At 58.8% G+C, this 12279-nt stretch carries 9 protein-coding genes and 1 tRNA gene; 1 reads left to right on the top strand and 9 read right to left on the bottom strand.

From position 1 onward, the window contains the following. Positions 1 to 5: 5 nt before the first annotated feature. The 8 genes from DHV10_RS19850 to DHV10_RS19815 all read right to left on the bottom strand — a co-directional run bounded on the left by DHV10_RS19850 (position 6) and on the right by DHV10_RS19815 (position 8977). Positions 6 to 803, bottom strand: a complete 798-nt coding sequence (locus DHV10_RS19850) for a slipin family protein (protein ID WP_109488124.1) — start codon at positions 801 to 803, stop codon at positions 6 to 8. A gap of 41 nt (positions 804 to 844) precedes the next feature. After that, the gene (locus DHV10_RS19845) at positions 845 to 2197 is read right to left on the bottom strand and encodes an NfeD family protein (RefSeq protein WP_109488123.1); all 1353 of its coding nucleotides are present in this window, start codon (positions 2195 to 2197) and stop codon (positions 845 to 847) included. A 23-nt stretch (positions 2198 to 2220) separates the two neighbouring features. Continuing rightward, on the bottom strand, positions 2221 to 3798 hold the full coding sequence (locus DHV10_RS19840) for a tetratricopeptide repeat protein (protein ID WP_162601703.1): 1578 nt from the start codon (positions 3796 to 3798) through the stop codon (positions 2221 to 2223). A gap of 103 nt (positions 3799 to 3901) precedes the next feature. Further along, positions 3902 to 5485, bottom strand: coding sequence for an ArnT family glycosyltransferase (locus DHV10_RS19835; protein WP_239461945.1), 1584 nt, complete (start codon positions 5483 to 5485; stop codon positions 3902 to 3904). A 108-nt stretch (positions 5486 to 5593) separates the two neighbouring features. Then, a complete protein-coding gene (locus tag DHV10_RS19830) occupies positions 5594 to 5899 on the bottom strand; it encodes a DUF3467 domain-containing protein (protein WP_109488121.1) in 306 nt (101 codons plus the stop codon). A gap of 550 nt (positions 5900 to 6449) precedes the next feature. Continuing rightward, positions 6450 to 6533: transfer RNA gene (locus DHV10_RS19825), tRNA-Leu, on the bottom strand. Between the two features lie 85 nt (positions 6534 to 6618). Continuing rightward, the gene (locus DHV10_RS19820; RefSeq protein WP_109488120.1) at positions 6619 to 8037 is read right to left on the bottom strand and encodes a lipopolysaccharide biosynthesis protein; all 1419 of its coding nucleotides are present in this window, start codon (positions 8035 to 8037) and stop codon (positions 6619 to 6621) included. 70 nt (positions 8038 to 8107) lie between these two features. Continuing rightward, positions 8108 to 8977 (bottom strand): amidohydrolase family protein, encoded by an 870-nt coding sequence (locus tag DHV10_RS19815; protein ID WP_109488298.1) that lies wholly within the window; start codon positions 8975 to 8977, stop codon positions 8108 to 8110. A 72-nt stretch (positions 8978 to 9049) separates the two neighbouring features. Between DHV10_RS19815 and DHV10_RS27300 the strand changes: the two genes are divergently transcribed. After that, positions 9050 to 10312, top strand: coding sequence for an SMP-30/gluconolactonase/LRE family protein (locus DHV10_RS27300; RefSeq protein WP_162601702.1), 1263 nt, complete (start codon positions 9050 to 9052; stop codon positions 10310 to 10312). Between the two features lie 818 nt (positions 10313 to 11130). On the opposite strand, the gene DHV10_RS19805 is transcribed toward DHV10_RS27300, so the two are convergent. Further along, positions 11131 to 12174, bottom strand: coding sequence for a CPBP family intramembrane glutamic endopeptidase (locus tag DHV10_RS19805; protein ID WP_109488118.1), 1044 nt, complete (start codon positions 12172 to 12174; stop codon positions 11131 to 11133). Between the last annotated feature and the right edge of the window lie 105 nt (positions 12175 to 12279).

Raw genomic sequence — 12279 nt, 5'->3', positions numbered from 1 at the left:
AGGAGCTATACGGCTTCGCCGATGGGCGGTTCCGCGGGCTTTGATCCCGCACTAAGTTTATTCAGGATAGATAAAAGCTCGACAGGTAGCGGGAACACGATGGTGGTGTTCTTTTCGACTCCGATCTCGGTGAGTGTCTGCAGGTAGCGGAGCTGCAGGGTGATGGGTTGAGTAGCGAGCAGTTGGGCGGCATCGACGAGCTTCTGTGCGGCGTTGAATTCGCCTTCCGCATGGATGATCTTGGACCGCTTTTCGCGCTCGGCTTCTGCCTGCTTGGCCATGGCGCGAAGCATCTGCTCGGGAAGGTCAACTTGCTTCACTTCAACAGAAGTCACCTTAACTCCGAACGGCTCGGTGCGCTGATCGATGATGCTCTGAATTCGGAGGTTGAGCTTGTCACGGTGGCTCAGCAACTCATCAAGTTCGACCTCGCCGAGCACCGAACGAAGCGTGGTTTGCGAGAACTGTGAAGTCTGATAGACGTAGTTCGCCACTTTGATTGCGGCGGCATTCGGGTCGACGACATAGAGCGTGACCACGGCGTTGACTTTGAGCGTGACGTTGTCACGGGTGATGACGTCCTGCGCGGGGACCTCGAGCACTTCCTGGCGCAGAGAGATGCGCACCATCTGATCGAAAGGCCGAAAAACGAGAATGATACCGGGGCCCTTGGGAGTAGGCAGAGCCCTGCCGAGCCGAAAGATCACGGCGCGCTCGTAATCACGAAGGATCTTGATGGAGTTAATTAGGTAGAGAACAATGATGGCGATCGCAATGAGGACCGGAATCGAGATATCGGGCATGGCTTTCTCCCATTCAGGACGGATTGTACTCCCGCATCAATTCAGGCGGCGGTGCGCGGTGTAGCTGCCGACTCAACCGGGGTAACCCGCAGCAGGTACTGCTCATGGCCTATAACGCGAAGCCTCGCGCCTTGCGCAACGGGTTCGCTCGCCACAGCTCGCCAGATCTCTCCTTCAACAAGTACGTGACCCTCAGGCGAGAGCGGCTCCATGGCGGAGGCTTCGCTGCCCACGAGGGCATCGGCTCCAAGCCGGGACTTCATGCGACGCGCTTTCAGAGCCAGCCTGACAAGAAAGACTGTGATTGTGCCGAAGCCCAGGCTGACACCAACAGCGACCCAGGGATGGATGCGAAGTTCGGGGATCGGGGCTGCGACCAGCGTCAGGGTGCCGAAAGTGAGGCAGATGACGCCCGTGATGGCGAGAACTCCGTGACCGCCAAATTTCGCTTCGAGCAGCATCAGTCCGAACGCCGCAAGCAGCAGCATCACGGCAGTGAATCGGATGGGCAACAGGTCAAGCGCGAAGACGCCAAGGAGCACCATCAGGGTTCCAAGAGCGCCGGGGACGATGGTTCCAGGAGTGTTGAACTCGAGATAGATGAGGAGCGCTCCGCCGACGAGAAGCAGCAGGGCGATGTTGGGGTTGACCAGCCAAGTGAGGAGGTTTTCGCGCAACGTCGGTTGTACGAACTCTATGCGCGCGTTTCTGGTATGCAGGACCTGTTTCGTGCCGTCCATGCGCGCTACCTGGCGGCCGTCGATCGCATTGAGCAGTTCGGTGTCGCTGGGGGCGATCAGATCAATGAGACGCTGGTTCAGCGCTTCTTCGGCGGTGTAGGACTTCGATGAAGCAACAGCGGCGATTGCAGCATCGGTGTTGCGATTGCGGCGTGATACGTAGGAACGCATGAAGGCTTCCGCATCATTCTCGATCTTCTGGCTCAGCGTCTCGTCAGGTTTGCCGCCCTCAAACACGACATGAGCGGCTCCCGCGTTCGTGCCTGGAGCCATGGCCGCGATATCGGCAGCTTCGAGCAGGAAGAAGCCCGCTGACCCAGCACGAGCGCCGGCGGGCGCAACGTAGATGATGACTGGGACGCGGGAGCTCAGAATGGCGCCTGCCATCGTACGCATTGAGGTGACGAGGCCGCCCGGTGTATCGATCTGGATCAGGAGCGCTGCCGCGTTGCTGGAGTTGGCGCGGGCAATAGCGCGATCCAGCATACCTGCGCTGACGGGCTGAATCGTCTCGTCGAGGATGAGCTTATCGACTACGGGCTGCTGGGGAGAGGCTGTTACCGGAGTGACGAGTAGAGCGCTGATAACAATCAACAGGACAGAAGCTTTCCGGAACCATTGCTGATACGTTGATCCGGGCACTTGCTCTCGCATGTCTTGCTCCCCCGATCTTGTTGCTACTGTCTCTTCCCTGTTCTAGCCGCGATCTCGCGGTTCAGCTCCTGGGCCGCGCGGCTGGAGGGATCAAGTTTCAAAGCCTGACCGATTTCGCGGCTAGCCTCATCCACGTGGTTCTCAGCGATGTCGAGACGGCCGAGAACGATGTAGGCGTCGGCTGAAGGCGCGATCTCAAGGGCCTGATTTGCCTCTTTACGCGCCGAGGCCGCATCGCCGGTCCGTTCGCGTACGGTAGCCAGGCCTGCATGCGCCTCGGCGAGCCTTGTGTCATCCGAGACAGCGGACTGATAAAGGCGCTCAGCTTCGAGAAGAAGCCCGCGATTGAAGTATTCTTTTGCGCGCGCGGCGAGTTTGACGGCACGTGCGTGAGCCGGAAGTGCCGCAAGGCGCGCAGCCTCCATCGAGTCCATCACCTGTGCTGCCTGCTTGAATGCTCCGGCATCGAATGTCCGAATGATCCGCTCCAGGGTCTCGGAATCGTTTGCCGCGTCGGGCGAGCCCGGCGCTTTCCACGCTGCCTGCAGCTTCTGCGCTTCTGTGTCGCTGGGTCGAAGCTTCAGTGTCTGAGCCAGTTCGTTGGCGGCGTTCGCAGTAGAGCCGTGCCTCTTTAGGCTGATCGCTAGGTTGAAGTGGTAGTCGGCTGCGTTGGGGTCGGCGGCGGCTGCTTGCACAAAGAGACTCGTCGCGTCTTTGCCCTGGCGGCTCACGGCAACGCCTTCGTTATTCAGCACTTCAGCGAGCGGCAGTTCCTTCGCGACGTTGGCAAATGCTTCCTGTGCCTGCGGGTAGGCGCCGAAGTAGAGCAGCGACAGGCCGCGATAGAAGCTGGCTTCGAGCGCTTCTGGATCGTTGGGACTTACTCGTGCAAAGGATGCCGCCGCTTCCTCGTACTTTTGCGCATTGAAATCTTCGCGTCCAAGAGCCATCCAGCCCGGGCTGAAGTTGGGGCTGAGTTCGACGGATTTCTTCAGGTGGCGCTGGCGCTCCTGCTGGTCGGGTTCTGATATTCCGCGAATGTATTGCTCAAATGCATCGAGGCGCAGGTTGGCGCCTGCAGCAAGGAAGGTTTCCTGGGCCACGCTGAACGCGGGATCCATGACCCGCGTAAGCCGCCACGCAAGCGAGTCGAAGATGGCGATCAGATCCTTCATCTCCCCTCGCGCCATGACGGCGTCGCTCATGCGGAGACGAGGAACATTGAGCACGCGTGCTTCGGCGACGATACTTGTGCCTTCGAGTCGATAGTTACCCACTACGATGGAGTCGACATCGAGCGTCTGGGCAAGTTTCAGCGCACTGGCACGGGAGGGTTGAAACTGCTGCGGAAGCCCGAGGTGATCGAGAGCGTACATGCGATCGGGGCGGCTCATAGGCGCAAATCCGGCCGAAGAGAAGCGGGCATCGAGGATGGCAGGGGCAGCCTCTCGTATCCACTCCAGGTTCAGTTGGCCGGTCCCATTGTCGAAGGGTAGGACAAGAAGTATCCGATTTTTTCCCGCGCTTGCGGCATCGGAGGGAGTTGGCTGGGCGTTGGAGCGAAGGGCGCCTGCGAAGATCAGGGTGAAAATACAGATCACGATAGCGCGGGTCTGCCTCGTGCCTCTGCGGAATGGAAGAAGATGGGCCACTACAGCCAAATTATAGGTGCTTTTCTTTTGGTTGGCAGTGATGTGATCGATGCTATCGGGCTCTGCGTACAGGGTGAAGCACCTGCAGGCTGGCTTCGAACTGTCGATTGAATCGGAGCAGTGCGATCCATTGGTTGTGGTCTTCTCGTTTCCAGACCATAGTGCCGTGAAGGCGAAGCGCGATGGCTTCGGGAGCAAGGTCGTGGTGGAGGCCGAAATATTGTTCATCCAGAGCCTGGCTTCTGGTTCCGAGAGTGAGAAGCGTAGATGAAGGGTCGTACTTGGTTGAGAACACCAGGGCCGAGGAGTAACCGCCCGGATCTGCCGAGGCCTTCTCAATTTGCTCCTCCGTGAAGTCGTCGAGCCGGTATACCTCATAGGGGGCCTTGACGTAACCGAGTTCCGGCTTGCTGAGTTCATCGGTGATCGGCCACGCGGAAAGAACCGTTGAGCCCGGAAAGTGCTTATTCAGCTGCGCAATGCCGGCCATGTGAAGACGGATCACCCGGGCGTACTCCAGGTTGTCTTCAGGCGCGAAACGGTACGGAGGATTAATGAAGAGCCCGGAGATGAAAGCTGCCGCGGAAAGAAGGGCGAGCGATGGCCAGTATGGGACGCGATGAGCGAAGGTGGAAACCGCGATCAGGATGATCAGCGGATATATCGCAAGTAGATAGCGGGTCAAGAGCGCCCCGCCGAGCACGCTAAAAAGCAGTGCGTTGGCGAGAACTACCACGAGGATGCGCCAAAGAGCCGCGTTTCTGATCCGAGGCTTCTCGCGGCCCTCTCTGTCTAGCCGGGGATTGAGCATGAGCGACGCCACGGTAAGCAGAGTCGGCACAAACATGTTCATGTGCGCCGTGAGATGTAGGAGGCGATGCCCGAACGCGGCAACGATGCGGACGGGAGCGAAATTCGCCTGGGCGTTGTAGCGAAGAAACTCGGGATTTCCGAAAGCGAACCCAGTCTTTGCGTAGTGCCAGACGTACCAGCCGGCAAGCGGCAAAGCACAGGATAGCAGCCAGGCGGTTTCCTTCAGCAAGCGCGTACGTCCAGCGGTGTCGGCGCGGAAAGCTTGAATCACTGCGATAGCCGCAAGTGTCACCGGGATGGCGATGGCGGTTTCTTTGGCGAGCACCGCGGCGGTGAAGTACAGCGCCGCAAGGCCGGGCCGCCGATCATCCGGCAGCGAGTACACCAGACCCCAGAGGCTAAAAGCGGCGGCGAAGATGTCGGCCTGGGCCAGAGTGCTCTGTGCAAACCAGACGGGATAGACGGCGGTTAGAAGCACGGTCCAAAAAGCGACCGCGCCGGACCCAGAGAGACGGTGAGCGAGGCGCCACACCGCAAGCAGACCGAACGATGCGATGAGCAGAACAGCCTCTCGCGTCACCTCCGGCACAAACCCCGAGAGCTTCCACCAAAGCGCCAGGTAAAGGCTCGGTAGAGGTGGATGGGCGTTGGACAGAGTTGTGCTCGGAATCAACGAACCGGTGCGGAAGAAGTCCCACGCTGCTGGGACATAGTAGCCCGCCTCGTCCCAGTAGTAAGGCAGTCGCAGGAGAGAGAAGTGGCTCGCGTAGAGAGACGCAAAGATGACCGGGAAGACCATCCAGAGCGGAAAGGGCGCGTCCAAGCGCGGCTCGAAGATCTTTCGGAGTAACGATCGCGTGGTCATCCCACTCTTCTTTGAGGGCTCATTTTTGGCAGGAACGGCAGTATGGAGCGTCCGGATCCCGCGCTGCTAATTGACGGGTCCTTGCGGGAAGTTCACGTTTTGCGGTTCCAAGTTCAGCGTGCCAAACGCCTGCTCATATTGGGAGAGATTCTGCCCGAGAACATTCCACAGTGCCTTGGCCTGCTGCGGGCTGAGGAATATGGCCTGATGATTGCGGATGGTAACCTGATCAGGACTATCGCTGGAAGCAAGGCCGAAGACGAGCGAAAAATCCCAAACGCTGACGCGCACCTGCACGCTGTTTGCATACGACTCCCGGTAATCCGGTGTCTGCACGACATTCATCTGAGGCTGTTGCGGGGTAGGAGGCATAGTTCCTACAGCTTACAAGGTTTGGGTGGAAATCTCTCCACCGCTCACCCCCAGAGACTGCACTCTCGCGTCGTTAGAGAATCCCATCCAACTGCAAAACCATTATCTCGATCTAAGGCGAGGTCGGGTGTTTGAACTTGCCCGAGTTCAGACAACATTAACTTCGCCGCAATGAAAGCCTCACACACGAGTTGCACAATGGAGCGGCAGTCCGCGATAGCGATGAGACTGAGAAATGGTTGTAGTGTTTATGTCCGACTGTAAGTACTGTCGCCAAGGCGACGGACCCACTGAGATTTGCGGCTTGTTGCTTCACCGATTCGGGGATCGCTGGATCTCATGCAGCTCGGGAGGGACACAGGCCGTTGCAGCAGCCGAACATGTCGGGCCTGCTTCGCAGGAACAACCATTTAGCTCCGCGGCTCAGACTGCTGTGCTCGAAAGCTCCAACTGCTGACAAGCAGAACGCCATTTTGAGTCCTGCTGTTTTTTGAGGGGTTGATCTAAGCAGGAGTGAGTGCTGGTCATCTTTTTGCGAGCGAGGTTCGATTGGTGCGGAAGAGGGGACTTGAACCCCTAAGCCTTTCGGCGCTAGCTCCTAAGGCTAGTGTGTTTGCCATTTCACCACTTCCGCACTAATCCCATGATAATCGGATTCCCATCGCAGGGCACGGGAACGTTGCCGGAAAGCCCGGCCTGATGGATGCCGCTGGTGCCGGCTATCGTAAAAGCCGGCGGAAGAGCATCACCGTTTCATGGAGGACTTCCCTGCCCTGTGGCCGGACTGCCGTGATGAAGATCGCCGAGCCGAAGGAGATGAGGATTGCCGAGAGAATGAGCGAAACGCCATGCATCGCGAGAATCCCGCGCAGGACCAGGGTAACGGTTGCGAGTGTGAAGCCCCCGGACAGTAGCAGCGGAATCTCAAGACCGCACAGGTCTCCAGCCGTGACGGGACCCACGCGGTGCAGCACTGAGTACTGGATAGGGGCTTTCAGGAACGCTTCGACCAGAGCGTATGCAGCGGCTAGACCAACGGCGCCGCCGAAGTGCAGTCCACAGAAGAACGAGCCAACAGTGATGAGGGATGTGACGATCCCCAAACGGAACATCACGTCGGTTCGGCCCTGCGCAATAAGTATCCAGCCGGTGGCGTTGCTGAGAGGCTGTACCATGCCCACGATACCCAGGTAGAAGAAAATCGGCGAGACCGGCGCCCAGCGCTGCCCGAAAGCAAGAACGACGAAATCGTCCGATACCGAAACAAGCGCGGCCATCGCAGGGACGACGAACAGGGTGAGTTGACCGGCGGCGCGCAGGAACATCGCTCGAAATCGCGGCTTGTCGTCCTGTACGCGGCTAAGCAGCGGGGTCATTACGCTGTGAAGCGGCGCGTTGAGGTGCTGAATAGGAAAGCTGAGAAGCTTGAAGGCGCGATCGTAGTAGCCGAGAGCGGCAGTTCCGAGCCTGCGACCAATCAGGACGTTGTCAAGGTTGCGCGAGAAGTAGTTCACGAAAGTGAAGCCTGTGAGATTCGCGCCGAAAAGGCCGATATCTTTGTCGAGGAACTTGCGGGTGGGGCGGCCCGGTTTCCACCGCGCAAAGGTCCAGTAGCCTGCGGCCGTAAAGGAGTTGGCCACAATAGCTGCGATAATGAGCGACCAGTAGCGCGCTCCCAGAAGCGCCGAGACGATTGCTGAAGTCAGGGCTAAAGCTGCCGCGGACGCATCCGTGAAGGCGAGACCACGGTAGTTCATACGCCTGTTCAGCAGACCGCTGGGAACCGCAGCAAGGCTGCCAAACAGAAGCGAGGCGCTGGCACACAGCGTGAGCAAGACGAGTCTGCTGTCGTGAAAAAACCAGGCCACCGCGGGGCTGAGTGCGGCTGCAACCGAGGCGCAGAGAATACCGAGAGCGGCAGTAATCCAGAAAATGAATGAAATCTGATCCTGGGAGATTTCGCGGCGCTGTACGATGGCCTGGCCGTAACCAAGGTCTTGAAAAAGACCGACGAAGGTGATCACCGGAGTGACACACCCCACCAAGCCGAAATCCTGCGGTGAAAGCAGGCGCGAAAGAGCAATGACCGAACAAAACTGCACGCCTATCCTGATGAGCTGTGCAGTGCCTATGATCATGCCACCCCGGAGAGCACGACCAGACAAGCTGGGCGGCACCTGGAGTTCCTCGGCCCTGCTTGCTACCCGATCAAGCTCTGCCGGCAAGAGTCGGCTGGTTTGGCTCTCGGATTCGGTAGAAGCGAGCACAATTTTCGCCAAGGATCAGGTCCTGTTCAGCCGACGTCAACGCGCCGATGTAGTCGCGCACCAGTGCAATCGTTCGTCTGTATGACGCTGAGGCGGTGCAGACCGGCCAGTCCGACCCTACCATGAGTCTGGCGGGGGTGAACGTGTCCAGCACCACATCAAGATAGGGGCGAAAATCCTGGGGCTTCCAGTCGTTCCAGCGCGCCTCTGTAACCATTCCGGATAGCTTGCAGAAGACGTTCTCAGACTTACCCAGTTCGCGGAGGTCGCGGTTCCATGGATTCAAACGGCCTTCCGCGATGGGAGGCTTGGCAATGTGATCCAAAACGAACCGCTGTTCCGGGAGATCACGGACAAGTTTGATGGCAGCTGGAAGTTGCCGAGGGTAGATGAGGATGTCGTAAGCGAGATCGTACTCGCCAAGCCTGGCGATGCCGCGGCGGAACTCAGCACCGAGCATGAAATCGTTGTCGGGCTCGTCCTGCACCACATGGCGCACGCCCACAAGGCTGGGGTTCTGCGCAAATTGATGAAGCTGGGCTGAGAGGTCGGGAGACCGGAGATCGACCCACCCGACCACGCCTTTGACAACGTCGTTGTGCGCGGCGAGTTCCAGCAGCCAGCGGGTTTCTTCAAGACTCTGGCGCGCCTGGACTGCAATCGACCCAGCAAATCCTTGTTCTGCAAGCAGCGGTTGCAAGTCGTGTGGCAGAAAGTCTCGGCGCAAGCTAGCCATGTTGTCGCCAATCCAGCCATATTCCGCCGGGCTGTACTTCCAGAAGTGCTGATGGGCATCCAGTCGGGTAGTCATCGGTCCTCGCGATTGCCGGTTCGTCACAGAAAAGAGTAAACCCCTCAGGTGCAGCGGATAGAATGCGGTCGCATGATCCGAATGATGGCGATCGCCGCGGCGGTGGCGTTGCTTGCGCAGGCACCGAACAACGTGCGCGATGAACTTGCGGCGCTGCGCAATGAGGCGCATACAAGACGTGCCGCTGGAGATCACGCCGGCTATTTGCAGGAGGCAGTGAAGGCAAGAGAGCTGCTGAACAATAATCCAAACGCGATCCTCTCCGTCGCGCGCGGTTACATGGAGGCCGGCAAAAGCGAGAAAGCGCTTGATGCCCTGGTGCAGTTTGCCGATCTGGGCCAGGTTGATACCGGCATGCTCGATGGCAGCAACAAGGATTTCGCCTCGCTTGTCGAGTCACCCCGATATAAAGACGTGCTTAAGAGATTTGAGGAGAACAAGAAGACCGTTTCTGGAACGCAGATTCAATTCGACCTTCCGGATCCTGGACTGGTGGCGGAAGACATCGATTACGACCCGTCATCCCGAGCATTCCTAGTAACGAGCGTGCTGGAGAAGAAAATCATTCGGGTCACCGAAAAAGGTGCTGCGACAGATTTCGCTTCGTCTCCGAGCGGCTGGCCGATGCTCGCGATCAAGGTGGATGGCGTTCGGAATCTGGTATGGGCTACGGAGGCCGCGCTGGATGGGTTTACCGTGGCTCCGAAATCTGATTGGGGCAGATCGGCTGTTGTATGTTTCGACCTCAAATCAGGCAAGCTGCTGCATAGATTTGAGGGCCCGGCAGGTTCGGCGCTCGGCGACATGGCTCTCGATCAAGAAGGCGATCCGCTTGTCAGCGACGGTGAGAGAGGCGGAGTGTACCGTCTCAAGCATGGGCAGTTGCGATTGTTGAATGGAACGGATTTCATATCCCCGCAAACACCCGCGGTGCTTCCGGATGGCAAACACGCGCTCGTTCCGGATTACCTGCGTGGCATCGCCGTTCTTGACCTCGAGGTCGGCAGCGTACGATGGCTCCTCTCGAATGGAACGGCTTTGAGTGGTGTCGATGGAATGTACTACGACCGCGGAATGCTCTTGCTCATACAGAATGGAACATCGCCCGAACGCGTCATTCGCGCCTTCCTGGACACTTCGCTGCAGCATGTAGTCCGCAGCTATGTGATCGAACAGAATACGCCGACTCTTGGCGACCCGACGCACTGCCTCTCTGTGGGGAACGACTACTTCTACATCGCAAACTCAGGCTGGAGCGAGTTGGACGACCACGGCAACGTAAAGGCGGGATCGAAGCTCACACCTGCTCATGTCATGCGCTTCAGATCCTGGTAACGCAGGCTGTTCTTTTCAAACGCGGCCTGTTTAGCGCAATTTATAGTGCGTATATGTCTTCCCTTCGCATCCGGACCGTTCTAGCGGCCTGCGGTTGTCTTCTTTCGGCCTTTTCTGTTGGGGCTCAGAAACCTAAGATCACTCTCGACGAATACCTGAATACGACAGAGATCACCGGCACGACGCTGGCGCCGGATGCGTCATCGGCTGTCATAGCGACGGAAGCGCCCGACTGGAAGGCAAACAATTTTCGCCACGATTTGTGGTTGTGGACTGCAAAAGACGGGCTGAAGCCCCTGACACGATCGGGAACCGATGAGCGGCCGCAGTGGAGCCCCGACGGCAAGTGGATCGCGTTCACTTCGGATCGTGCTCCGTCCGGCTCAAGTGAATCGGGCGACTCTGACGGCGACAAGCCGAACCGCGTATGGCTGATCTCGTCTTCGGGCGGAGAGGCACTGCCGCTCTATAAAGAAAAGCTTGACGTACACGCGTTTGCCTGGTCCTCGGATGGATCGGCAATCTACATCTCAGCCAAGGCGCCCCAAACCCACGAAGAGGAAGACAAGCAGACCGACGAGTGGAAGGACGTAGTGCGCTGGCGGGAGCAGTATCGTGGCGATCTCCTTCTGAAGATCGCGATCGCACCCGCGCTGGCTCGGGCTGTAGCTTTGCCATTGGCGAACACGATACCTGGCAAGGCGGCAGGCGATGCTGAGCCTTCAGCCAAGCTCCCGGAAGGGGCAACGACCGTAGCCAAATCTGACCTCGCAATCGCGGAGATTGCACCGGCCCCGAATGGCAAAGCGCTTGCATTTCTAACGGAGCCGATTCATAAGCGGATCGAAAATCCGGCCGACTATGAGGTCTTCCTGGTCGACACTGACGGCGGAGCCCCGAAGCAGCTGACGCACAATGCGGCAATGGAGTCGAACCTGCGCTGGTCGACACCATGCTGAGCCGGTAACCCAGATGCTGACGCAGAAGATGAAGCCGATAAGCGCGGCGGCAAAGATGCCGATCCAGTTTTCGCCGTTGTTGCCGGTGTGGGCGGCGCCGAAGAGCACTGAAGTGAGCCAGGACGCATACCAGAAGCCACTCTGCGGCGTTTTTCTCAGGTGGAGGTAGAGGCAGGGGAAGAGACCGAGCCCAGCAATCATGTATACGCCCCAGGAGGCCTCGCCTTTCGTACGCCACAGCAGCAGGCCGCAGATGGAGCCGATGATGCCGAGTGCACCCCAGAAGTTGAGGCCGCGGGTGAAGGTGTACTGGAGATAGCAGCGCATGGTGCCTTCTTCAAAGCAGCCCACCATCAGGAAAACCGAGCCCCAGACCAGGGCGTACTTGACGATTTCACCACCGCTCAGGGTTGAAGGGCCGAAGCTGAGCCAATGGCCTGCTGCCAGACCGCCCACGAGCGCAGAGAGAGCCAGGAAGCCGATTACGAATCCGCTGAAGAAGTGGATGGCGCGATACGAGCCACGGAGGTTGTAGTCCAGGATGCTACGGCGTTCAATGAGCGCCACGATGGCTGCGGCGGCGATGAGAGCGATGAGCTGGAAGAGTTCGCTGAAGATTGCATTCTTCGGCGTGAATGCTCCCTTCGTGATGAGGTGCATTTTGGCGAAAAGGAGGGCGAGAGCGGACATGAAGCCGATCAGGAGAGGGACGAAGATGAGGACGGACCAGCCGGAGCGGAGTCCATAGGGGCCGATGAAAATCCATTTCAGTCCGCGATAAGGCTCTGGTTGCTCTGCGGCGGGTATGGTGACGGGCGCGAGCGGTGCGTCGGCTGCGGGATCGGGCTCTGGCGCGTGCAGTTCGGTCGTTTGCGGGAGCTGCGGCTCAGGCTCGAGTTCCATAAGTTTCTCCTTACGGCGGCGAGGTGCCGTCGATGCATTCTACCCAAAGTGCAGCGAGCAGAGTGCGCCGCAGGGCCGGGATGGCGAGCGGGCATGGCGCTTTTC

The sequence above is a fragment of the Occallatibacter savannae genome (assembly GCF_003131205.1).
Taxonomy (GTDB): Bacteria; Acidobacteriota; Terriglobia; order Terriglobales; family Acidobacteriaceae; genus Telmatobacter; species Telmatobacter savannae.
The sequence above is the reverse complement of the archived record's forward strand: the minus strand, read 5'-3'. Positions and strand labels throughout refer to the sequence as shown.

Coding starts and splice junctions, on each gene's coding strand:
- DHV10_RS19850 (WP_109488124.1), bottom strand. CDS start 803: ATGCCCGATATCTCGATTCCGGTCCTCATTGCGATCGCCATCATTGTT.
- DHV10_RS19845 (WP_109488123.1), bottom strand. CDS start 2,197: ATGCGAGAGCAAGTGCCCGGATCAACGTATCAGCAATGGTTCCGGAAA.
- DHV10_RS27300 (WP_162601702.1), top strand. CDS start 9,050: ATGATCCGAATGATGGCGATCGCCGCGGCGGTGGCGTTGCTTGCGCAG.
- DHV10_RS19815 (WP_109488298.1), bottom strand. CDS start 8,977: ATGACTACCCGACTGGATGCCCATCAGCACTTCTGGAAGTACAGCCCG.
- DHV10_RS19805 (WP_109488118.1), bottom strand. CDS start 12,174: ATGGAACTCGAGCCTGAGCCGCAGCTCCCGCAAACGACCGAACTGCAC.
- DHV10_RS19830 (WP_109488121.1), bottom strand. CDS start 5,899: ATGCCTCCTACCCCGCAACAGCCTCAGATGAATGTCGTGCAGACACCG.
- DHV10_RS19820 (WP_109488120.1), bottom strand. CDS start 8,037: ATGATCATAGGCACTGCACAGCTCATCAGGATAGGCGTGCAGTTTTGT.